Raw genomic sequence first — 20,877 nt, 5'->3', positions numbered from 1 at the left:
TCCTTCACAACTCGTTATTCCAGGGTAAGTGCGTCTTCCACCAAGGCTTTTTGCTGCTTGGCGTGGACTGACATGTAACCGACGGCCGGCGAGGCCGAGGCCGGGCGACCGGCATAACGCAGACGAGCATGGCTTGGCAGCACGCTGTCGTAGTGATGACGGGTGCAGTACCAGGCGCCCTGGTTCTGCGGCTCTTCCTGACACCAGACGAAGTCGGTGACATGGCTGTAGTCGGCCAGGATGGCGCGCACTTCCTCTTCCGGGAAGGGGTAGAGCTGCTCGATCCGCACCAGGGCCACATCTTGCTGCTCGGCCTTGCGACGGGCATCGAGCAGGTCGTAGTAGACCTTGCCGGAGCAGAACACCACGCGCTTGACGCCCTTCGGATCCAGCGCATCGATCTCACCGATGGCGTTCTGGAAGGTGCCTTCGGCCAGCTCTTCGAGCTTGCTCACCGCCAGCGGGTGGCGCAGCAGGGATTTGGGCGTCATCACGATGAGCGGACGGCGCATCGGACGTACCACCTGACGGCGCAGCATGTGGAACACCTGGGCCGGGTTGGACGGCACGCACACCTGCATGTTGTGCTGGGCGCACATCTGCAGATAACGCTCCAGACGGGCGGAGGAGTGCTCCGGGCCCTGCCCCTCGTAACCGTGCGGCAGCAACATGGTCAGGCCGCACATCCGGCCCCACTTCTGCTCGCCGGAGGAGAGGAACTGATCCACCACCACCTGGGCGCAGTTGGCGAAGTCGCCGAACTGAGCTTCCCAGATGGTGAGGCCGGCCGGCTCGGCGCTGGCGTAACCATATTCAAACGCCAGTACCGCGTTCTCGGTCAGCACCGAGTCGTACACCTCGAACGGGCCTTGCTCGTCGTGCAGGTTGCACAGCGGGGTGTAGGTGCTGGCATCGGTCTGGTTGTGCAGCACGGCGTGGCGGTGGAAGAAGGTGCCGCGGCCGGAGTCTTCCCCGGTAAAGCGGATGCGGGAACCCTTGTCCACCAGGGTGGCGTAGGCCAGGGTCTCGGCAAAGCCCCAGTCCACCAGCTTCTCGCCGGCGGCCATCAGGCGGCGGTCTTCGTAGATCTTCTCGACCTGGCGCTGCAGCACGTGGGTGGCCGGATACTGGCTCACCCGCTCGCCGAGGGCCTTCAGATGATCCATCGGCACTGTGCTGTCATAGGGCATGGCCCAGTCGTGACCCAGGTAGGGGGTCCAGTCGACGGAGTGCAGCTCCATCGGACGCCACTCCTTGCTCACCCGCTCACCGCGATCCAGAGTGTCGCGATACTCGTTGACCAGGGTAGTGGCCAGCTCCTGACTGATGACGCCATCGGCCACCAGCTGATCGGCGTAGATCTTGCGCGGGGTCGGGTGCTGCTTGATCTTCTGGTACATCAACGGCTGGGTGGCACTCGGCTCATCGGCCTCGTTGTGGCCGTGACGACGGTAGCAGACCAGCTCGATAACCACGTCGCGCTTGAAGGTGTTGCGGTAATCCAGCGCAATCTGGGTCACCAGCACCACGGCTTCCGGGTCATCGCCGTTGACGTGCAATACGGGGGCCTGCACCGCCTTGGCGATGTCGGTGCAATATTCGGTGGAGCGCAGGTCACGAATATAGGAGGTGGTGAAGCCCACCTGGTTGTTGATGACGATGCGCACCGTCCCGCCGACGCCATAGGCTCGTGTCTGGGACATGTTGAAGGTCTCGGCCACCACGCCCTGACCGGCCATGGCCGAGTCACCGTGGATGGTGATGGGCAGTACGGTCGAGCCGTCCTTGTCACCACGGCGGTCCATGCGGGCACGCACGGAGCCGATGACCACGGGGTTGACGATCTCGAGGTGAGACGGGTTGAAGGCGAGCGCCAGATGGACGTTGCCGCCCGGGGTGGCGAAGTCGGACGAGAAGCCCATGTGGTACTTCACGTCACCCGTGCCCCAGGATTCGCCGTGCTTGCCGGCAAACTCATCGAACAGGTCCTGGGCGCGCTTGCCCAGCACGTTGATCAGCACGTTGAGGCGACCGCGGTGGGCCATGCCAATGACGGCCTCTTTGCAGCCCTGCTCGCCGGCGCGGCGGATCAATTCTTTGAGCATGGGTACCATGGCATCGCCCCCTTCCAGGGAGAAACGCTTGGCCCCCGGGAACTTGGCGCCCAGGTATTTTTCCAGCCCTTCGGCGGCGGTCAGGCTCTCGAGGAAGCGGGTCTTCTCTTCGAGGGTATAGGTCCCCTTCCCTTCGATGGATTCGAGCCTGTCTTGCAGCCAGCGCTTCTCCTCGGTGGAGGTGAGGTGCATGTAGTCGGCACCGATGCTGCCGCAGTAGGTCTTCTTCAGCGAGGCATACAGGTCGGAGAGCACCATGGTCTCGCGACCGATGGCGTAGGAGCCCACGTTGAAGGTGGCCTCCATGTCCGCGCCTTGCAGGTTGTGAAACGCAGGGTCCAGTTCGGCAACGGTTTCACGCGCCCACAGGCCGAGCGGATCCAGATTGGCGTTTTGATGGCCGCGGAAGCGGAAGGCGTTGATCAGCTGCAGTACCCGCACCTGCTTGGCATCCACTTGCGGATCGGAGACGGGGGCACTGTAACGGGAGGGCTCCTTGGCCAGGCGACGGAAATAATCGCGGACCCGGGAATGGGGTTGTTCTATCGCATGGCCATTGACCTGGGGCAGCGAGCTAAACAGGCTGCGCCACTCTTCGGCTACGGATTCGGGGTCTTCCAGGAAGGATTCGTACAAATCCTCGATATAGCTTGCATTCGCACCAGCCAGGTGAGATGACTCCAACCAGGCCTTCATCACGCCGTTATGCATTTCTATCCCTTGTACATCTTGTTCACTGCAGCGCAGCTTGTAGGGGTCAAATAGCCATCCAGGCTGGATGGCTATCCAGAGGTCGGGCCTGGCGCGTGACGCCCTGGCCCTGATATCAAACAGCCCGGTTGAGCAGCATCGACTTGATGTGGCCGATGGCCTTGGTCGGGTTCAATCCCTTGGGACAGACGTTCACGCAGTTCATGATGCCGTGGCAACGGAACACACTGAAGGCGTCATCCAGATTACCCAGTCGCTCGGTCGCGGCGGTGTCGCGGCTGTCCGCCAGCCAGCGGTAGGCGGCGAGCAGCCCGGCCGGGCCGATGAACTTGTCCGGGTTCCACCAGAAAGAGGGGCAAGAGGTGGAGCAGCAGGCACAGAGTATGCACTCGTACAGGCCATCCAGCTTGGCGCGCTCTTCGGGGGATTGCAGGTGCTCACGCACGGGCGGCAATTTTTCGTCGTTGATGAGAAAGGGTTTGACCTTCTCCCACTGGGTGTAGAACTGGGTCATGTCGATCACCAGATCGCGGATCACCGGCAGGCCTGGCAAGGGGCGGATAACGACGTTATTGCCCTTCTTCAGCAGATCGGAGAGCGGGGTGATGCAGGCAAGACCGTTCTTGCCATTCATGTTGAGACCGTCTGATCCACAGACCCCTTCGCGGCAGGAGCGGCGGAAGGCGAGCGTGGGATCCAGCTCCTTGAGCTGGATCAGTGCGTCGAGCACCATCATGTCGGAACCTTCAGGAATATCAAGACGATATTCCTTCATATGGGGGACGTTATCAACATCCGGATTGTATCTGTAGACAGAGAATGTGACGTTCATTGTGCTTGGCTCCGCAATCAGTAAGTCCGGACCTTGGGCGGGAACGCCTCACGGGTCTTGGGTGACATGTTGACAGCGCGACGGGTCATGGACTCGGTGTCCGGATGATAGAGGCTGTGGCACAGCCAGCTCTCATCGTCACGCTCCGGGAAATCGAAGCGGCTGTGGGCGCCCCGGCTCTCGGTACGGAAGTTGGCGGCCACCGCGGTGGCATAGGCGGTCTCCATCAGGTTGTCCAGCTCCAGGCACTCGATGCGCTGGGTGTTGAACTCCCTGGAGGTGTCGTCCAGACGGGCGTTCTTGAGGCGCTCGCGGATGAGTTTCAGCTCGGCCAGCCCTTCCGCCATGGCATCCCCTTCGCGGAACACGGAGAAGTTGTTCTGCATGCAGCGCTGCAGATCCTTGCGGATCTGGGCCGGGTCTTCACCGTTACGGTTGCTTTCCCAGCGGTTGAGGCGCTCGAGCGCCTTGGCGATGTCGGCTTCGGTGGCTTCCACGCCGTGATCCATCGAGCCCAGGGTCTCCACCAGGTGCATGCCGGCGGCACGACCGAACACCACCAGATCCAGCAGGGAGTTGCCGCCCAGACGGTTGGCGCCGTGCACGGAGACGCAGGCGATCTCGCCCACCGCGAACAGACCGACCACCGGCACGTCGTTGCCATCCTTGTCCTGAGTCAGGCACTGGCCGTTCACGCTGGTCGGCACGCCGCCCATCATGTAGTGGCAGGTCGGGATGATGGGGATGGGTTCCTTGACCGGATCCACGTGGGCGAAGGTGCGAGAGAGCTCGCAGATGCCCGGCAGACGGGATTCCAGTACCTCTTTGCCGAGGTGATCCAGCTTGAGCTTGATGTGCGGGCCCCAGGGACCGTCGCAGCCGCGGCCTTCGCGGATCTCGATCATGATGGAACGGGCCACCACGTCGCGACCGGCCAGATCCTTGGCGTTCGGCGCATAACGCTCCATAAAGCGCTCGCCGTCCTTGTTCAGCAGGTAGCCGCCTTCACCGCGGCAACCTTCGGTCACCAGTACCCCTGCCCCGGCGATGCCGGTCGGGTGGAACTGCCAGAACTCCATGTCTTGCACGCCGACCCCGGCACGCAGCGCCATGCCGACACCGTCACCGGTGTTGATGTGGGCGTTGGTGGTGGACTGGTAGATGCGACCGGCGCCGCCAGTGGCGAGTACGGTGGCCTTGGCCTTGAAGTAGACGACTTCACCGCTCTCCATGTCGATGGCGGTACAGCCGACGATGTGGCCGTCCTGGTTCTTCACCAGATCCAGCGCATACCACTCGGAGAAGACAGTGGTCTTGTTCTTGACGTTTTGTTGGTACAGGGTGTGCAGCAGGGCGTGGCCGGTACGGTCGGCAGCCGCCGCGGTACGGGCAGCCTGCTCACCACCGAAGTTCTTGGACTGACCGCCAAACGGACGCTGGTACACGCGGCCGTTGTCGAAGCGGGAGAAGGGCAGACCCATATTCTCCAGCTCATAGACGGCCTCGGGGCCTGTCTTGCACATGTACTCGATGGCTTCCTGATCACCGATGTAATCGGAACCTTTGACGGTGTCATACATGTGCCACTGCCAGTTGTCGTCGTGGGCGTTGCCCAGCGCAACCGTGATGCCGCCCTGGGCGGAAACCGTGTGGGAACGAGTCGGGAAAACCTTGGAAAGCAGTGCGCAGCTCTTGCCGGACTGGGCAATCTGCAGCGCGGCGCGCATGCCGGCACCACCGGCGCCGATCACGACCGCATCAAATTCACGAGTTGGAATAGTCACCTTACACACCCCACAGCACGACGAAACCCGTCATCAGATAGACAAACAGCACCACCACCAGTGCAAACTGCAGCGCACCGCGCAGCCCGACCGGCTTGATATAGTCGGTCAGCACCTGCCACAGACCGATCCAGGCATGGATCAGCACACACAGCAGCGCCAACAGGGTGAACACCTTGGTGAAGGTTTTCGCGAAGAAACCGGTCCACACCTCGTAGGTGATGTCGTTGCACGCAACGAAACCCACCAGATAGAGGACATAACAGGTCATGATGAGGGCGGTGGCGCGGATCAGGATGTAATCGTGAACACCGCTGCGCCCGAATGTTGCAGAATTGGTTACCATACCAGAACCCCCGCCAATACCGCCAAAATCGCAGTGATCACGAAGGCCACACGGGCACTCTGATTACCGGATTCCAGCTCTTCCCAATAGCCCATGTCCATGACCAGGTGACGCAGCCCGCCCACAATGTGGTAAGCCAGCGCGGTCAGGATCCCCCACAGCACGAATTTGACCAGGAAGTTGTCCATGATGGACACCACGGTCTCAAATCCTTCGGGAGAGGCGAGTGAAGTACCAAGCATCCACAGCAAGATTGAGAGCGCCACAAAGGTGATGACCCCTGAGACACGATGCAAGATGGAAGCGATGGCGGTGACAGGAAAGCTGATCGTCTGTAGGTCGAGGTTTACAGGTCTCTGTTTATTTTTCACGGCTTTGCCCACTCAGCTCCATTGAGCACGTTAGTTATTGTTTTTTCACGCTTATGAGGGCATGGAGTGGCATTTGTTAGGTTTTTGTTACCAAAACAACTCGGGAAAGCCAAAAACGACATTTTCAATATCACATCTGGCTTTGCGAAAGCGTTTCAAACACCGACAGCCATCACCCACGAGGCGCAGTATATCGGCGGGCTTAACCAATGACAATCAATTAGCTACAAAGAAAACCCAAAACCGTAAACCAGATCTCACAACTGATTTAACAAAACATTAATGATCATCCAGCAAAATTGACAACAGACCTGAACTCTGTTTCAAATAAGGCGCTCCAGCCGCCCTGGTACGGGTCAGAACCTTTGCCAGCGTCATCAAACTCGTAATAAAGTAGAGCTGGAATCAAATTATAAAAGAGCAAAGGAGACGTGCTATGGCTGATAAGATAGCCACCCTACATCTGCCCGGCAAAGACCCGGTAGAACTCCCGATCCTGTCAGGAACTGTCGGACCTGACGTGATCGATGTCAGAAAGCTGGGCGCGCAAGGGTACTTCACCTTCGACCCCGGTTTCATGGCCACCGGTTCTTGCAAATCATCCATCACTTACATAGATGGCGATCAGGGTGTCTTGCTGCACCGTGGTTACCCCATCGCCCAGTTGGCAACTCAGGCCAGCTACCTCGAAGTCTGCTACATCCTGCTGTACGGCGAGGCGCCGACCAAGGCGCAATACACGGAATTCGAACGTCTGGTCACCCGCCACACCATGGTGCATGAGCAGATCGCCTTCTTCTTCCGCGGCTTCCGCCGCGACGCTCACCCCATGGCCGTCATGTGCGGCGTGGTCAGCGCGCTTTCCGCCTTCTATCACGACGCCCTCGACATCAACAACGAAGAGCACCGCGAGATCTGCGCCTTCCGTCTGCTCTCCAAGATGCCGACCCTGGCCGCCATGTGCTACAAGTACTCCATCGGCCAGCCGTTCATGCAGCCGCGCAATGCCCTCTCCTATGCCGGCAACTTCCTGCACATGATGTTTGGGGTGCCGACCGAAGAGTACAAGGTCAACCCCATCGTCGAACGCGCCATGGACCGCATCTTTACTCTGCATGCGGATCACGAGCAGAATGCCTCCACCTCCACCGTGCGTCTGGCTGGCTCCTCCGGTGCCAACCCGTTTGCCTGTATCGCCGCGGGGATCGCCTCCCTGTGGGGACCGGCCCACGGCGGTGCCAACGAAGCCTGCCTCAAGATGCTCGAGGAGATCGGCTCCGTGGATCGCATCCCCGAGTACATCGCCAAGGCCAAGGACAAGAACGATCCGTTCCGTCTGATGGGCTTCGGTCACCGGGTCTACAAGAACCACGACCCCCGTGCCACCGTGATGCGCGAAACCTGTCACGAGGTACTGACCGAGCTGCAGATCAAGGATCCGCTGCTGGACGTGGCCATGGAGCTGGAGCGCATCGCGCTGTCCGACCCCTACTTCATCGAGAAGAAGCTCTACCCGAACGTGGACTTCTACTCCGGCATCATCATGAAGGCCATCGGCATCCCCATGTCCATGTTCACCGTGATCTTCGCCATCTCCCGTACCATCGGCTGGATTGCCCACTGGAACGAAATGCACTCGGATCCGGATCAGAAGATTGGCCGTCCGCGCCAGCTCTACACCGGTCAGCCGCAGCGCGAGTTCACTCCGCTCGACCAGCGTTGAGTCGCAGGTTTCAGATATTTTGTTACAAAGGCGGTCATTGACCGCCTTTTCATTTGCCGCTCTAATGCCCCCCTTTTAGCCAAGGAGTCCATCATGAGACCATTATTCATCAGCGCCGGCGCCGCCCTGCTGCTCAGCGCCTGCCAGAGCGCCCCTGCCCCGACCGCCGGCGAGACTCTCTACGTCAACAGTCAGCTGGTGCACTGCGTCGGTGTCGGCCCCATGCAGTGCATGCAGGTGCGCAGCGACGAGCAGCAGCCCTGGACCCTGTTTTATCAGCAGATTGAAGGCTTCCAGTTTGAACCCGGCTACCGCTACCAGCTGAGCGTCAGCAAGGAGCAGCTCACCGATGTGCCGGCAGATGCCCCTTCCCTGCGCTACCAGCTCATCAAGGTCGTCAGCAAACAGGCGGCGCGCTGATCAAAAAAGGCATCATTTGAAGATGCCTGTTCAGTTGGTGACCCGCTTCTGGTAGGCTGGCTGACGCATTCACTATTTAATCAGCGTTTTCGGGCAGCCATGCCCTGTCACTATGATCAAGATCCGCACGACCCGGGCCAACGACTGGCCCGCCATCATGGCCATTCAGGACGAGTGTTATCACCAGCTGGATCCTGAACCCATCGACGTCATGAGCAACAAGGCCGAACTGGCTCCCGACTGCTGCTGGGTCGCCGAATATCAGGGCCAGGTACTGGGTTACCTGCTCTGCCACCCCTGGCGCGCCCACCAGCCACCGCCCCTCTCCGTGTCCATGCAGCGCCTGGCCGGCAACGACGAGTTCTATCTGCACGATCTTGCCGTCTCCAGACAGGCTCGCGGCAAGGGGATCGGCCAGCGTCTGCTCGCCACCGCCCTCGCGTTTGCCACCGACGAAGGGTTCGAGCACGCCGGTCTGGTGGCGGTACAGGATGCGCCTGCCTTCTGGCGCAAGCAGGGGTTCAAGCCTGCCAGCACCCAGAAGTCCCTGGCTGAATACGGCGAGGGCGCCACCTACATGCGACTGCCACTGCAGGCGCGGGCCTGACGAATACCCAATAAAAAAGGCGCCTTGCGGCGCCTTTTTTGCAACTCATGACGGGCTCATCAAGCCTTGAACTTGCTGAACACCAGGGAGGCGTTGGTACCGCCAAAGCCGAAGCTGTTGGACATGACGGTGTTGAGCTCGGCCTTTTCGTACTCGCGCACGATGGGCAGACCTTCAGCCTTCTCGTCCAGGGTCTCGATGTTGATGCTGGGGGCGATGAAGCCGTGTTCCATCATCAGCAGGGAGTAGACAGCCTCGTGCACGCCTGCGGCGCCCAGCGCATGGCCGGTCATCGCCTTGGTGGCAGAGATCTTGGGACCGTTGGCACCAAACAGGGTCTGAATAGCTTCCAGCTCTTTGGTATCACCGACCGGGGTGGAGGTGCCGTGGGTGTTGATGTAGTCCACCTTGCCAACACCTTGCATCGCCATCTTCATGCAGCGCACCGCGCCTTCACCGCTCGGGGCGACCATGTCGTAACCGTCGGAAGTGGCGCCGTAGCCGGTCAGCTCGGCATAGATGTGAGCACCACGAGCCAGCGCGTGCTCCAGCTCTTCGATCACCAGAATGCCGCCACCACCGGAGATGACGAAACCATCGCGGTTCGCATCATAGGTACGGGACGCCTTTTCCGGCGTGTCGTTGTATTTGGTAGACAGCGCGCCCATGGCGTCAAACTGGATGGTAGAAGACCAGTCCAGCTCTTCACCGCCACCGGCGAAGACCACATCCTGTTTGCCAAGCTGGATCAGCTCCATGGCGTGACCGATGCAGTGAGCGGAGGTCGCGCAGGCGGAGCTGATGGAGTAGTTCACGCCCTTGATCTGGAACGGTGTCGCCAGGCAGGCAGAAGTGGTGGAAGACATGGTGCGCGGCACCATGTAGGGACCCACACGCTTGACCCCTTTCTCGCGAGCGATGTCCACAGACTCGGAGGTGTTCTTGCCGGAAGCACCACCCGAACCGACCACCAGGCCGGTACGCTCGTTGGAGACCTGGTCTTCCGCCAGGCCGGCATCTTCAATGGCCTGCTGCATGGAGAGGTAGGCGTAGGCCGCGGCGTCACCCATGAAACGCATGACTTTACGGTCGATCAGTTCAGACGGATCGAGTTTGATGTTACCCCAGACACGGCTGCGCAGGTTGTGCTGCTCGAACTGCTCGGAATAGGTGATGCCAGATTTGCCTGCTTTCAGGGAGGCCAGCACTTCTTCCTTGTTGTTGCCGATACTGGAGATGACGCCGATACCGGTGATCACTGCTCTTCTCATTAATTCATCTCGTCTGGAAAAACTGGCACCGAGTCTACCCGCTTTCGGCTGCCAAACTGGTCTGCTTTCACGTAGAATGCCCGCGATTTTGTGACGCGAGCCGAGGAAAACGTGAGTCAAACATCCTTACATCATGCCCGATTGGACTGGAATGAAGCGGGAACTCCAGTCTCCAGTGAGTTCGGGGATGTGTACTTTTCCAATGATAACGGTCTAAGTGAAACCCGCTACGTCTTTTTGCAGCAAAATCGGCTGCCAGCGCGATTTTCGCACCACGATAGTGACATTTTCGTGATAGGTGAGACAGGTTTCGGCACAGGTCTTAACTTTCTGGCGACAATGGCCGCCTTTCTGGAACAGGCGCCCCAAACCGGCAACGGTTTCCGGCTGCACTTCATCAGTTTCGAAAAGTACCCGCTCACCCAGGCCGATCTGCGCAAGGCGCTGGCGGCCTGGCCCGAGCTTGCCCACCTGAGCCAGGATCTGATTGCCCAGTGGCCGCTGCCGGTCTGCGGCTGTCATCGCCTCATCTTTGCCGGCGGCCGCATCCGACTCGATCTCTGGCTTGGCGACATCAAGGAGATGCTGCCCCAGGTGCCCCACCCGGCAACGGGGCTGGTGGATGCCTGGTATCTGGATGGCTTCTCGCCGGCCAAGAACCCCGAGATGTGGACCCAGGATCTGTTCGACGGGCTGGCCCGTCTCGCCCGCCCCCAGGCAACCATCGCCACCTTTACCTGTGCCGGTTTCGTGCGCCGCGGCCTGATTGCCGCCGGCTTTGCCATGCAGAAGGTGAAAGGGCACGGCAGCAAGCGGGAGATGCTGGCGGGCGAGCGCGCAGACAAACTGCCGCAGCAGACCATAGCCCCCTGCTATGCCCGTCCGGCCGGGCGGGCGGGAGAAGTGCTGATCATCGGCGGTGGCATCGCCTCGGCCATGACGGCGCTCTCGCTGGTGGAGCGGGGCCGCAAGGTCACCCTCTTGTGCCAGGATGACGAGCCGGCCGGCGGCGCCTCCGGCAATCGCCAGGGAGCGCTCTATCCGCTGCTCAACGGTGAGCACGATGCCCTGTCGCGCTTCTATTCGCTGGCCTTCGGCTTTGCCAGAAGCCGACTGCTGGCCCTGGCCGAGCGCCACCCCGTCGCCTTTTCTCTGTGCGGCGTCACCCAGCTCGGTTATGACGACAAGTCCGCCGCCAAGCTGACCAAGATGGCGCAAGGCCCCTTCCCGCCCGAGCTGATGCAGGTGCTTTCCGAGCCAGAGGTCGAGCAGGTGGTCGGCCTGCCTTGCGGCCATGGCGGCGTCAGCTATCCGCAGGGGGGCTGGCTCTGCCCGGCCGATCTCACCCGCGCCGCCATCAAGGAGGCGCAGGCCGGCGGACTGCTTGAGGTACTCTTCAATACACAGATCACGACCGTGACCGAACAGGCGGATGGCTGGCAAGTCGAAAGCTGTGACGGTCGCCGCTGGCAGAGCCCCACCCTGGTGGTGGCCGCCGGACACCAGTTGCCGGCGCTCATCCCCTTTGCCGAGTTGCCGCTCTATCCGGTGCGCGGCCAGGTGAGTCATGTGCCCACCTCCGCCAGCCTGAGCCGGCTCAATACCGTGCTCTGTTATGACGGCTACCTCACCCCAGCCAACCAAGGCCAACACTGCATCGGCGCCAGCTATGGCCGCAACCAGACCGAGCTCGCGTTTCGCGCCGAGGAGCAGGCCCAGAACCAGGCGCGCCTGCAGGCCTGCCTGCCGCAGCAGCGCTGGCCTGCCGAGGTGGACGTGAGCGGCAACCAGGCCCGGGTCGGCGTGCGCAGTGCCAGCCGGGATCATCTGCCGGTGGCGGGGCCGGTCGCCAGATTGGCGGCGCTGGCGGATCACAATCTGAAGGCGCCCGTTGATCAGCAGAGTCCATTGCCCCTCTACCCCGGCCTCTATGTGCTGGGGGCGCTCGGCTCACGGGGTCTCTGCTCGGCCCCCCTCTGCGGCGAGCTGCTCGCCAGCGAGATCTGCGGCGATCCGCTGCCGCTGGCCGCCGATCTGCTGGAGGCGCTCCATCCGGCCCGCTACTGGGTACGCAAGCTGCTCAAGGGCAAGCCGTTGCAGTAAGCCTCAGATGCTCAGCTCAAGTGCTCGGCAAGGCGCAACAACAAAACGGGCTCCCCAAGGGAGCCCGTTTTTCATGGATGGTATGTGGCGTCAGATGCCCTTAGGCCAGTTGAGCCCCAGCTTGCGGCCATGGTCGGTCTGCTGCTGCAACTGGGCAAAACGCTCGCGCAAGCTGGCCAGCCCCCCCTGCCCGCGCTGCCAGGCCTGATACTGCAGGGCGGCGCAGTCACGCTCCACCGGCAGTTGGGCCAACTGGATGCCGAGCTGGCTCACGCTCTCCAGCAAGATGTCCTTGTGGCGGCTCTCGTAATCGAACATGGCGGCCACCAGCTTGTCCCACTTCTGGCGCTCGGCGACGGAGGCCTTGGCCTTGTCCATCCAGTTCGGCACCATCACCTTGATGCGGGTGGTGACCTTGACCTGCTCCAGCTCGCAGCGCTGCGCCCCGGGGCTGGTCTGCAACTGCCAGGAGAGTTGATAGCTGGCCATGCCGATGTGGCCATTGGCCCGGGCTGTGCCCGCATTGGTCATCTGGCGGGCCAGGCTCGCCACATCCGGTCCGGAAACCCGATAAAACTGGAAGTCTACCTTGATGTCAGGCACCGCCTTGATGCCGGTGTAATGGGAACTCTCGGCCCCTGCGGTGGCGGCGAACAACATCAGTGCCACCATGAAAAGTTTGCTGACCATTCCCATCTCTGCTGCCTTGACCTCGTTGCTGGCGGGGTTGTTATTTTAATTAATAATCAACGCATTAATATTCAAAGCAGGAGATTAACCGCGATCCCCGCGACTGTCACCTACTCCCGTCACAAAGCCTAAGTGTCAGCTTGACAAGTCGCAACCCCGCGCCCGTATTGATTTGCAAGCGAGATCACAAGTGATGCGCTACATCATGGTGGGTTACCCCTTATTAGATAATAATCGCCGAGTTTTATGTCGATGCATTTCGGGATTGGCCAGATTAACCTCCAAGTTGACGCCAATAATGCATCCACTCCCATTCGTACTCAGGAACTCACTCTATGATGGAACTCCTTATTGGTACCCTGGTCACCCTTGCCGTGGGCCGCTACATATTCAAGGGCTACTCGGCCACCGGGGTGCTGCTCAGCGGCGGCCTGCTGCTGCTGGCGATCACCGCCCTGATGGGCAAGGCGGTGCTGCCCGCCAGCGTCACTTCCACCGGCCACGTTGCCACCGACGTGTTCGAATACGTGCGCTTCCTGCTGGTTGACCGGGGCGGCGGCCTTGGCATGCTGATCATGGTGCTGTGCGGCTTCGCCGGCTACATGAGCCACATCGGGGCCAATACCATTTTGGTGAAGCTCGCCAGCAAGCCGCTCGGCGTCATCAAGTCCCCCTACATCCTGCTGGTGGCCGCCTACCTGGTGGCCTGCGCCATGTCGCTGGCGGTGAGCTCAGCCACCGGCCTGGGCGTCCTCTTGATGGCCACCCTGTTCCCGCTGATGGTCAACATGGGGATCTCCCGCGGCGCCGCGGCGGCGGTGTGCGCCTCGCCGGCGGCCATCATCCTGGCCCCCACCTCGGGGGACGTGGTGATGGCCGCCCAGGCCGCCAACATGGAGCTCATCGAATTTGCCTTCAAGCTGACCCTGCCCATCTCGCTGGTGGCCATCGCCGCCATGGCGGTGACCCACTTCTTCTGGCAACGCTATCTGGATCAGAAGGCCGGCGAGCACAATGCCGCCGTCGCCCCGAGCGATCTCATCACCGACGCGCCCGGTTTCTACGCCATCCTGCCCTTCACCCCCATCATCGGGGTGCTGCTGTTTGACGGCAAACTGGGGCCCAAGCTCGACATCGTCACCATCATCGTCATCTGCCTGGTGCTGGCCGCCCTGCTGGAGCTGGTACGCAAGCGCAACGGCAAAGAGCTGCTGGACGGGTTGCAGGTGTGCTGGCGCAGCATGGCTGACGCCTTCGCCGGCGTGGTGATGCTGTTGGTGGGGGCCGGGGTGTTTGCCCAGGGGCTGATGGGGCTTGGCTTCATCGCCAACCTCCTGGATCTGGCCCAGAGCTTTGGCACCGGCGGCATCGTCATCATGCTGGTGCTGGTGGTCATCACCACCCTGGCCGCCTTTACCACGGGCTCCGGCAACGCCCCCTTCTACGCCTTCGTGGAGCTCATTCCCCATCTGGCTACCAGCCTCGGCGTCAACCCCGCCTATCTGGTGATCCCCATGCTGCAGGCCTCCAACCTCGGCCGCACCATTTCGCCGGTCTCCGGGGTGGTGGTCGCCTGTGCGGGGATGGGCAATCTCTCTCCGTTCGAGGTGGTCAAACGTACCTCGCTGCCGGTGGCCGTCGGCCTGCTGGTGGTGATCCTCGCCACCCAGATCATGGTGCCCGCCTGACGTGGTCGGGGCTCCCTGAGCGGATGCCCCGCCTCTCCCCGCTCTACCAGCCCGGCCTGCCGCCGGGCTGGTATCTTCCCCCGCCATTGGAGTAGACTCGGTGCTCTTTTTTCTCTAAGGAGGACCGAGATGAGTATTACGGTTCAACTTGCCCATTTCAGTGACTGCCACTCCCATTTCGACGGCGCCCCCATGCGCTTCGCCCCCGCAGGCGAGTCCGAGTGGCGCACCCAGTGCGGCGGCTATGCCCGTATCCTGACCCGGCTCAACGCCTTGCGACGGCAGGCGGACGAGGCGGGCCAGCCCTGCCTGTTTCTGCACGGTGGCGACACCTTCCAGGGTTCGCTCTATTTCAACCGCTTCAAGGGGCGGGCCAACGCCGATCTGCTGAGCCTGCTGCGACCGGACGCCATGGTGATCGGCAATCACGAGTTCGATCTGGGCAATGGTCCTCTGGTGGAGTTTTTGCGCCAGCTCGATTTTCCGGTACTGGCCGCCAACCTCGACAGCAGCCAGGAGCCGGCCGATACCCCACTCCCCCTGCGCGGCCTGCCCAATCTGTACGATGCCAGCCGCCCCTGGCAGCGGCGCCTGCTCGGCGGCGTGCCCTTCGCCCTGCTTGGCATCACCTTGCCGCAGATGGCCGCCATCGCCAACCCGGATGGCCACACCCGCTTCCACGGCATCGAGCAGACCCTGCAAACCGCGCTGGCAGAGATCAAGGCCGCCGGCATTCAGCACATCATCCTGCTCAGCCACCTGGGGCTCGAGCAGGACAAACGGCTGGCCGAGCGTTTCCCCGAGCTCAGCCTCATCATCGGTGGCCACACCCACAGCCTGCTGGGGGAGCTGGCGCCGCTCGGGCTCGACAGCGAAGGCAGCTACCCGCTGATGGTGAACGGGGTGGCCGTCCTGCACGCCGCCCACAGCGCCCTCTGCCTCGGGGTGTGCGAGCTGACCTTTGACGAGCGCGGCCGGGTAGCGCGCAGCCGCGGCCAGCTGGAGTGGCTGCCCTGGCAGCCCTGGCCCTTTGCCGGCAATCCGCCGGCCGGGCTCACCTTCTGCGACCCCGACCCCGAACTGGAACAGCATCTGGCCAGGCGCTACCGGCCCGAGCTGGAGACCATGACCCAGCGCATCGTGACCCGCCTTGACGAGCCGCTGCACCACCAGCGGTTGCCCGATGCCAACCTGCCGGCCGGCAGCCAGGTCGCCCCCCTGGTGGCGAGCGCCATGCTGGCCAGCGCCCGCGAGCAGGTCGGTCAGGTGGACTTCGCCCTGCACAACGCCGGCGGGGTGCGCTGCTCCCTCGAGCCCGGGCCGCTCAGCGAAGCGGACATCGCCGGCCGCCTGCTGCCTTTCGCCATCCCGCTCACCCTCTATCGGGTGCACGGCCATGAACTCGCCGAGGCGCTGGAGGGGGCCATCGACAACGCCACCAACAACGGGGTAACGGGCAATGGCAGCGGCAGCTTCCCCTACACCGCCGGAGTGCGCTTCTGTTATCAGGCGGATCAGCCAAAGGGGCGCCGGATCACCCGGCTGGAGTGGGAGCGTGCGCCTGATGAGTGGCAAGCGGTCGACGCCGACGCCGTCTATCGGGGGGTCTCCAGCGCCTACACCGCCTCCGGCAAGGAGGGTTACACAGCGCTGGCCCGCACCCTGACCCAGCACAATCAGGAGCTCGGCATCACCCTGGCGGATGCCTTCATCCGCTGGGCCCGCTATCTGCCGGCGCTCACCGCCATGCCGGCGCGGGTGGAGTATCAGGGGCCGACCACCGGCTGATCCCCCGCCAGCCGGGGCGAAAGCCGGACTCGGCTTCGTTCTTTGTCCCCGTACACCATAAAACGTGCCGCTTTCTTGTCGTAAAGCGGCACTTTTGCAAATTATTTCAAGCACATTCCCCTGGCCCATTGCATCGTGTGGTCAGGCTCGGCAAGATAGGCCCGCTTTCGAGACTTCCCAGCAGGAACAGGTCACCCATGAATCATGCCATCCGTTTTACTCCTCCTCGCGTCAATCCGGGCCTGCGGCCGCTGGTGATCCTGCTCACCGGTTTGCTGGCCTTGCTGTTCTGCCTGCGCAACCCGCTGTTCCACGGCATGGCGCCGGGCTTCGACGCCTCGCTGTTTGCCGTGATGGGTAAGATGTGGAGCGAGGGGGGCGTGCTCTATCGGGACATGATCGACATCAAGGGCCCCATGATCTTCGCCCTCGACGCCTTCGGCTATGGCCTCGGCGGCTTCTTCGGGATCTGGCTGCTGGAATGGGCGCTCTGCTGGCTGGGACTGATGGCCAGCTGGCAGGCCTTCGGTCAGCTCGGCCTCTCATTGCGGGCCCGGCTCGGCAGCATGCTGGCGGTACTGGCGCTCTACGGCACCCGCTACTACTATGGCAACATGACCGAGGACTGGACCTTCCATCTGGCCCTCATCGCCCAGTGGGCCTTCATCACCATGTTGCTGGACAAGCGCTGCAGTTGGGGACCGGCGCTGGTGGCCGCGCTTACCTTTGCCATCGTCGCCTGGATGCGCACCAACAACGGCGCCTTCTGGGGTGCCTGGTATCTGGTGCTGTTCTGCCACTGGTGCTTGCGCGAGCAGTGGCGCTGCGCCCTCTCCCTGCTCTGCTCCAGCCTGCTGGGGCTGGCGCTCGTCGGCGGTCCGCTGCTGGCCTATTTCCAGCACCACAACCTGCTGGCCGAATTTAAATACTACGCCTTCGACATCTTCTTCGAGGGGAGCTATGGCAACGGCTTCTCGCCGGATGTGGGCAGCGTCGGCCTGCTGCGTACCGGCCTCATCATGCTGCTGCCCGCCTTCATCGTGCTGATGATGAGCCGGCGTCAGGAGTGGTACCTGCCGGTGCTGTGCGCCACCCTGTTTGGGGTCATCTTCACCCTGATCGCCAACTCGGTCTCCGGCCACGTGTTCGATCACTACGACGTGCTCTATCTGCAGCTGGCCCTGCTGCCGCTGGCCTGCCTGCTGGATCGCAGCGAACAGCAAGCCGATGCCCTCGGTCTGCTCTGCATCTCGCTGGTGGTGCTGACCGCCAGCTGGCTGCTGGCCCAACAGCTCGGTTACGGCTGGAGCACCAAGGAGTGGTCACTGGAACGGGTACGTGAAGTGCTCGGCAACAGCCTGCTGTGGGCCCTGCCGGTGCTCATTCTGGTGCCCTTGTGGCGCGCCTGGGACGTGCGCAGTGCCACCCCCTGGCTCGCTTCGCTGGCCATGTTGGCCCTGATGCTCAACAACGCCTGGGAAGGCAGCCAGAAAGGCCGGCCCTTCAACCCGCCGGCCCAGGTACGGGTCGACCGGATCCTGGCCGAAAGCACCCCTGCCGACAAGATCTGGGTGGATGGCATCCAGCCCCAATATTACCTCTGGACCGATCGCCAGCCGGCCTCCGCCTACCTCTTCTTCGCCAACGTCAACCCGCCCTACGACGTGCGTGAGCGGGTGCTGGCCGACCTCAAGCGCCAGAATCCCAAGTTCATCATCGCCAAGCCGGATCGGGTGGCCGATGAGCTCAAAAAGCCCAGCTCCCCCTCCAGCCTCGCCTTCTATCAATACCTGGTGAGCCAGTATGAAGAGGTGGATCCGGGCCTCTATCGCAGACGCTGAGCCCCCCTTGACCGAACAGGGCCGTCATCCCGCGATGACGGCCTTTTCATTGCGGTGAGGCAGGCCCGGCCCGAAACGGTAGGCAAGCGGCGACGCGCTGACTACAATGGCGCTCTTTTGATGTATTGAGTAATGCAGACATGGCGGAACTGACCTATCTCGGTGGCTACCCCGAGCCCCTCAAGGCCCAGGTGCAACAGCTGATCGCGGCGGGCAAGCTCGGGGAGGTGCTGGCCAGGCGCTATCCTGAGACCCACCTCATCCAGAGCGACAAGGCGTTGCTCGCCTACACCATGGAGCTGAAGAACCGCTATCTCAAGAGCTCGGCGCCGCTTTCCAAGGTGATCTTCGACGGCAAGATCAACGTGATCAAGGATGCCCTCGGCCTGCACACCTATGTGAGCCGGGTGCAAGGTAGCAAGCTCAAGGCAAAGAACGAGATCCGCATCGCCGCCCTGTTCAAGGAGGCCCACCCGGCCTTCCTGAAGATGATCGTGGTGCACGAGCTGGCCCACCTGAAAGAGAAGGATCACAACAAGAGCTTCTATCAGCTCTGTCAGCATATGGAGCCGGACTATCATCAACTGGAGTTTGACCTGAGGCTCTGGCTCACCTGGCGCGATCTCGAGCGTGCCACACGCTGATCCATCGCAGGTTTCAAGGAGGAGACATGATCCCGTTGCGCCGACCACTTGCCCGCTGGTTGATGGCGGCACTCTTGCTGAACCCTTCCCTCTCGGCGGCCGAACGCTGGCAGAGCGATGCCTATCTCACCGCAAGCTTCTTTGAAATCGCCATGAAGCGGGAGTACGGCCACGAACAGAACGTGCGCTTCTCCCGCTGGGAGCAGCCCATCCGGCTCAAACTGGTCAACGAGTTTGGCGACAAGGCGCTGCAAAGCGAAGTGGTCAGGGTGCAGAGCCAGCATCTGGCCGGCATCATAGGCCGCCCCATCGCCCTGGTCAGCGAGCGGCCCAATATCACCCTGATCATGACCGAACGCGCCAAGATGGCGAGCTGGGCCCAGCGCACCATGGGGCAGGATGCCTCCGTCAAGACGGCGCTCAAGGAGGGGCTCTGCATGGCCAACTTCACCACCAATACCCGCCGCGAGATGGCCCGCGCCACCATCATCATTCCGGTGGATTACAGCCGGGCCAAGGGGCGCTTCCTCGACTGCGTGGTGGAGGAGCTCACCCAGGTGATGGGGCTGCCCAACGATTCGGACAAGGTGTTTCCCTCCATCTTCAACGACAACAGCATCGACAGCTTTCCGACCGGGCTCGACTACGTGCTGCTCAAGCTCGCCTACCACCCGGCCCTGCAGGCCGGCATGACGGCCAGCGAAGTGCGCGCCGCTCTGCCCATCGCCCTCAAGGCGCTGCGGGCCAGCGGTGACATTGCCCAGGCCGATCAGCGGGTGCAGGTCAACAGCCTCAAACGCTGGGCCGGGCTCTAACACTTGCTGCCTGTTCTGGGCTTTAAGGATTGAGGATTGAGGATTAAGGGCTGAGGGCTGAGGGCAGAGGGCAGAGAGCACGACAAGCACTGGCTCCCATCCCGCGAAAACAAAAAACGCAGCCGAGGCTGCGTTTTTCTGTCTATCTGGCTTGCATATGCTCGACGCCCGCCCCGCCTGGCTCAGGAGGCTGCACTCTCCGGCATCCAGCTGTCGGCGTTCTCCCACACCTCCTGCACCATGGCTTCTGCCAGCTCCTTCTCCTCCTTGCTGGCCCGGCTGACGGTCAACGCCATGGCACTGCCGGGGGCGACGCGAACATGCAGGTCAGGGAACTTCTCGCCCAGCTGCTTTAGCAGCTCTTGGCGCAGCGCCTCCATGGTCGAGGTGGGCACCTGATGTTTCTTGTCGATGATAATTTCCAGACGCATAGGATACTTCTCCATGATTTTTACTGTATTTTTATACAGTAAAAATCAAAAGTAAAGAGGGCGCCAGCGGCTGACCAAAAACTCTTTCCTGCCAGACCTTCTCCCCTGATGCATTTGGCTGCCTATTCAAGCGGTCAACCGAGCAAACGGCGCAACGCAGCAACTTCACTCTCCTCGCTCAACCCTGATGCCGTGCAAAAAGTTGTTGATATTGATTCTCAACGGAGGCATGATTTTATTGTTATAACATAACACCAAATCACACAGAGCGAACCATCATGCGTCCAGACATTCACCCCGAGTACCGTCAGGTTCTGTTCCACGACCTGACCGCCAACACCTATTTTCTGGTGGGTTCCACCCTCAAGACCGATCGCACCAAGCTGTGGGAAGACGGCAACACCTACCCTTATGTGACGCTGGATGTCTCCAGTGCGTCACACCCCTTCTATACCGGCAAACAGAAGCAGGTCAGCAAGGAGGGTCAGGTCGCCCGCTTCGGCCAGCGTTTCGGTCAGTTCTTCAACAAAGGAAAAGCCCAGTCATGAAAGTCCTCTCCTCCCTCAAATCAGCCAAGTCGCGCCACCCCGATTGCCAGATTGTCCGCCGCCGCGGCAAACTGTTCGTGATCTGCAAGAGCAACCCCAGGTTCAAGGCCCGTCAGCGCTGATCCACAGCATCATAAAACAAGGCCCTCA

Annotated in this window: 19 protein-coding genes; 11 read left to right on the top strand and 8 right to left on the bottom strand. The window is 61.8% G+C overall.

The genetic code is table 11. The features are described 5' to 3' along the window. Positions 1 to 14: 14 nt before the first annotated feature. The 5 genes from sucA to sdhC all read right to left on the bottom strand — a co-directional run bounded on the left by sucA (position 15) and on the right by sdhC (position 6,170). Positions 15 to 2,825, bottom strand: a complete 2,811-nt coding sequence (gene sucA / locus ACB033_RS16300) for a 2-oxoglutarate dehydrogenase E1 component (RefSeq protein ID WP_005300215.1) — start codon at positions 2,823 to 2,825, stop codon at positions 15 to 17. Between the two features lie 115 nt (positions 2,826 to 2,940). Beyond that, on the bottom strand, positions 2,941 to 3,657 hold the full coding sequence (locus ACB033_RS16295) for a succinate dehydrogenase iron-sulfur subunit (RefSeq protein ID WP_010634177.1): 717 nt from the start codon (positions 3,655 to 3,657) through the stop codon (positions 2,941 to 2,943). Positions 3,658 to 3,674: 17 nt separating this feature from the next. Further along, the gene (sdhA, locus tag ACB033_RS16290) at positions 3,675 to 5,441 is read right to left on the bottom strand and encodes a succinate dehydrogenase flavoprotein subunit (RefSeq protein WP_017782711.1); all 1,767 of its coding nucleotides are present in this window, start codon (positions 5,439 to 5,441) and stop codon (positions 3,675 to 3,677) included. A gap of 1 nt (position 5,442) precedes the next feature. Beyond that, a complete protein-coding gene (gene sdhD, locus ACB033_RS16285; RefSeq protein ID WP_005300209.1) occupies positions 5,443 to 5,787 on the bottom strand; it encodes a succinate dehydrogenase, hydrophobic membrane anchor protein in 345 nt (114 codons plus the stop codon). Beyond that, positions 5,781 to 6,170 (bottom strand): succinate dehydrogenase cytochrome b556 subunit, encoded by a 390-nt coding sequence (gene sdhC, locus ACB033_RS16280; RefSeq protein ID WP_005300207.1) that lies wholly within the window; start codon positions 6,168 to 6,170, stop codon positions 5,781 to 5,783. The genes sdhD and sdhC overlap by 7 nt, the downstream gene beginning before the upstream one ends. Before the next feature lie 424 nt (positions 6,171 to 6,594). On the opposite strand from sdhC, the gene ACB033_RS16275 reads away from it, so the two are divergent. The 3 genes from ACB033_RS16275 (at position 6,595) to ACB033_RS16265 (ending at position 8,908) form a co-directional block, all read left to right on the top strand. After that, the gene (locus ACB033_RS16275) at positions 6,595 to 7,881 is read left to right on the top strand and encodes a citrate synthase (protein ID WP_005300205.1); all 1,287 of its coding nucleotides are present in this window, start codon (positions 6,595 to 6,597) and stop codon (positions 7,879 to 7,881) included. Between the two features lie 93 nt (positions 7,882 to 7,974). Next, a complete protein-coding gene (locus ACB033_RS16270) occupies positions 7,975 to 8,301 on the top strand; it encodes a DUF4377 domain-containing protein (protein ID WP_005300200.1) in 327 nt (108 codons plus the stop codon). 112 nt (positions 8,302 to 8,413) lie between these two features. Next, positions 8,414 to 8,908 carry a GNAT family N-acetyltransferase gene (locus ACB033_RS16265; protein WP_005300196.1) on the top strand — a complete coding sequence of 165 codons (495 nt, stop codon included), beginning with the start codon at positions 8,414 to 8,416 and terminating at the stop codon, positions 8,906 to 8,908. A 59-nt stretch (positions 8,909 to 8,967) separates the two neighbouring features. Here the strand turns inward: ACB033_RS16265 and fabB are convergent, their stop codons facing one another. After that, positions 8,968 to 10,179: a beta-ketoacyl-ACP synthase I gene (gene fabB, locus ACB033_RS16260; protein ID WP_005300193.1), complete on the bottom strand. Its 1,212-nt coding sequence runs from the start codon at positions 10,177 to 10,179 to the stop codon at positions 8,968 to 8,970. A gap of 90 nt (positions 10,180 to 10,269) precedes the next feature. On the opposite strand from fabB, the gene mnmC reads away from it, so the two are divergent. Next, complete coding sequence (gene mnmC, locus ACB033_RS16255; protein WP_193557959.1) at positions 10,270 to 12,282, top strand: bifunctional tRNA (5-methylaminomethyl-2-thiouridine)(34)-methyltransferase MnmD/FAD-dependent 5-carboxymethylaminomethyl-2-thiouridine(34) oxidoreductase MnmC; 2,013 nt, start codon at positions 10,270 to 10,272, stop codon at positions 12,280 to 12,282. Positions 12,283 to 12,372: 90 nt separating this feature from the next. Here the strand turns inward: mnmC and ACB033_RS16250 are convergent, their stop codons facing one another. Further along, positions 12,373 to 12,972, bottom strand: a complete 600-nt coding sequence (locus tag ACB033_RS16250; protein ID WP_017779966.1) for a DUF922 domain-containing Zn-dependent protease — start codon at positions 12,970 to 12,972, stop codon at positions 12,373 to 12,375. A gap of 335 nt (positions 12,973 to 13,307) precedes the next feature. On the opposite strand from ACB033_RS16250, the gene dcuC reads away from it, so the two are divergent. From dcuC to ACB033_RS16225, 5 genes are all read left to right on the top strand, one after another. Continuing rightward, positions 13,308 to 14,660, top strand: a complete 1,353-nt coding sequence (gene dcuC / locus ACB033_RS16245) for an anaerobic C4-dicarboxylate transporter DcuC (RefSeq protein WP_005300187.1) — start codon at positions 13,308 to 13,310, stop codon at positions 14,658 to 14,660. 129 nt (positions 14,661 to 14,789) lie between these two features. Continuing rightward, positions 14,790 to 16,448, top strand: coding sequence for a bifunctional UDP-sugar hydrolase/5'-nucleotidase (locus ACB033_RS16240; protein WP_139724202.1), 1,659 nt, complete (start codon positions 14,790 to 14,792; stop codon positions 16,446 to 16,448). A gap of 197 nt (positions 16,449 to 16,645) precedes the next feature. Next, a complete protein-coding gene (locus tag ACB033_RS16235; protein WP_162519794.1) occupies positions 16,646 to 18,289 on the top strand; it encodes a hypothetical protein in 1,644 nt (547 codons plus the stop codon). Between the two features lie 140 nt (positions 18,290 to 18,429). Continuing rightward, complete coding sequence (locus tag ACB033_RS16230) at positions 18,430 to 18,933, top strand: M48 family metallopeptidase (RefSeq protein ID WP_139724198.1); 504 nt, start codon at positions 18,430 to 18,432, stop codon at positions 18,931 to 18,933. Between the two features lie 26 nt (positions 18,934 to 18,959). Next, a complete protein-coding gene (locus ACB033_RS16225) occupies positions 18,960 to 19,748 on the top strand; it encodes a DUF2927 domain-containing protein (protein WP_139724196.1) in 789 nt (262 codons plus the stop codon). 182 nt (positions 19,749 to 19,930) lie between these two features. Here the strand turns inward: ACB033_RS16225 and ACB033_RS16220 are convergent, their stop codons facing one another. After that, positions 19,931 to 20,179 carry a DinI family protein gene (locus ACB033_RS16220; protein WP_005300177.1) on the bottom strand — a complete coding sequence of 83 codons (249 nt, stop codon included), beginning with the start codon at positions 20,177 to 20,179 and terminating at the stop codon, positions 19,931 to 19,933. A gap of 278 nt (positions 20,180 to 20,457) precedes the next feature. On the opposite strand from ACB033_RS16220, the gene ACB033_RS16215 reads away from it, so the two are divergent. Together ACB033_RS16215 and ykgO are read left to right on the top strand one after the other, a co-directional pair. Continuing rightward, complete coding sequence (locus ACB033_RS16215) at positions 20,458 to 20,727, top strand: type B 50S ribosomal protein L31 (protein ID WP_010634187.1); 270 nt, start codon at positions 20,458 to 20,460, stop codon at positions 20,725 to 20,727. Beyond that, positions 20,724 to 20,849 (top strand): type B 50S ribosomal protein L36, encoded by a 126-nt coding sequence (gene ykgO, locus ACB033_RS16210; RefSeq protein ID WP_005300174.1) that lies wholly within the window; start codon positions 20,724 to 20,726, stop codon positions 20,847 to 20,849. Before ACB033_RS16215 ends, ykgO begins: the two co-directional genes overlap by 4 nt. Positions 20,850 to 20,877: the final 28 nt, after the last annotated feature.

This window comes from Aeromonas sp. S15(2024) (genome assembly GCF_041402265.1).
GTDB classification, from domain to species: Bacteria; Pseudomonadota; Gammaproteobacteria; order Enterobacterales; family Aeromonadaceae; genus Aeromonas; species Aeromonas dhakensis.
This window is presented reverse-complemented; position numbering and strand designations above follow the sequence as displayed.

Bases quoted from the DNA above. Each gene is read 5' to 3' on its own strand.
- ACB033_RS16230 (WP_139724198.1), top strand. From the start codon at position 18,430: ATGGCGGAACTGACCTATCTCGGTGGCTACCCCGAGCCCCTCAAGGCC.
- ACB033_RS16235 (WP_162519794.1), top strand. From the start codon at position 16,646: ATGAATCATGCCATCCGTTTTACTCCTCCTCGCGTCAATCCGGGCCTG.
- sucA (WP_005300215.1), bottom strand. From the start codon at position 2,825: ATGCATAACGGCGTGATGAAGGCCTGGTTGGAGTCATCTCACCTGGCT.
- ykgO (WP_005300174.1), top strand. From the start codon at position 20,724: ATGAAAGTCCTCTCCTCCCTCAAATCAGCCAAGTCGCGCCACCCCGAT.
- ACB033_RS16295 (WP_010634177.1), bottom strand. From the start codon at position 3,657: ATGAACGTCACATTCTCTGTCTACAGATACAATCCGGATGTTGATAAC.
- fabB (WP_005300193.1), bottom strand. From the start codon at position 10,179: ATGAGAAGAGCAGTGATCACCGGTATCGGCGTCATCTCCAGTATCGGC.
- ACB033_RS16215 (WP_010634187.1), top strand. From the start codon at position 20,458: ATGCGTCCAGACATTCACCCCGAGTACCGTCAGGTTCTGTTCCACGAC.
- dcuC (WP_005300187.1), top strand. From the start codon at position 13,308: ATGATGGAACTCCTTATTGGTACCCTGGTCACCCTTGCCGTGGGCCGC.
- ACB033_RS16225 (WP_139724196.1), top strand. From the start codon at position 18,960: ATGATCCCGTTGCGCCGACCACTTGCCCGCTGGTTGATGGCGGCACTC.
- sdhD (WP_005300209.1), bottom strand. From the start codon at position 5,787: ATGGTAACCAATTCTGCAACATTCGGGCGCAGCGGTGTTCACGATTAC.
- ACB033_RS16270 (WP_005300200.1), top strand. From the start codon at position 7,975: ATGAGACCATTATTCATCAGCGCCGGCGCCGCCCTGCTGCTCAGCGCC.
- ACB033_RS16265 (WP_005300196.1), top strand. From the start codon at position 8,414: ATGATCAAGATCCGCACGACCCGGGCCAACGACTGGCCCGCCATCATG.
- ACB033_RS16220 (WP_005300177.1), bottom strand. From the start codon at position 20,179: ATGCGTCTGGAAATTATCATCGACAAGAAACATCAGGTGCCCACCTCG.
- ACB033_RS16240 (WP_139724202.1), top strand. From the start codon at position 14,790: ATGAGTATTACGGTTCAACTTGCCCATTTCAGTGACTGCCACTCCCAT.
- ACB033_RS16275 (WP_005300205.1), top strand. From the start codon at position 6,595: ATGGCTGATAAGATAGCCACCCTACATCTGCCCGGCAAAGACCCGGTA.
- ACB033_RS16250 (WP_017779966.1), bottom strand. From the start codon at position 12,972: ATGGTCAGCAAACTTTTCATGGTGGCACTGATGTTGTTCGCCGCCACC.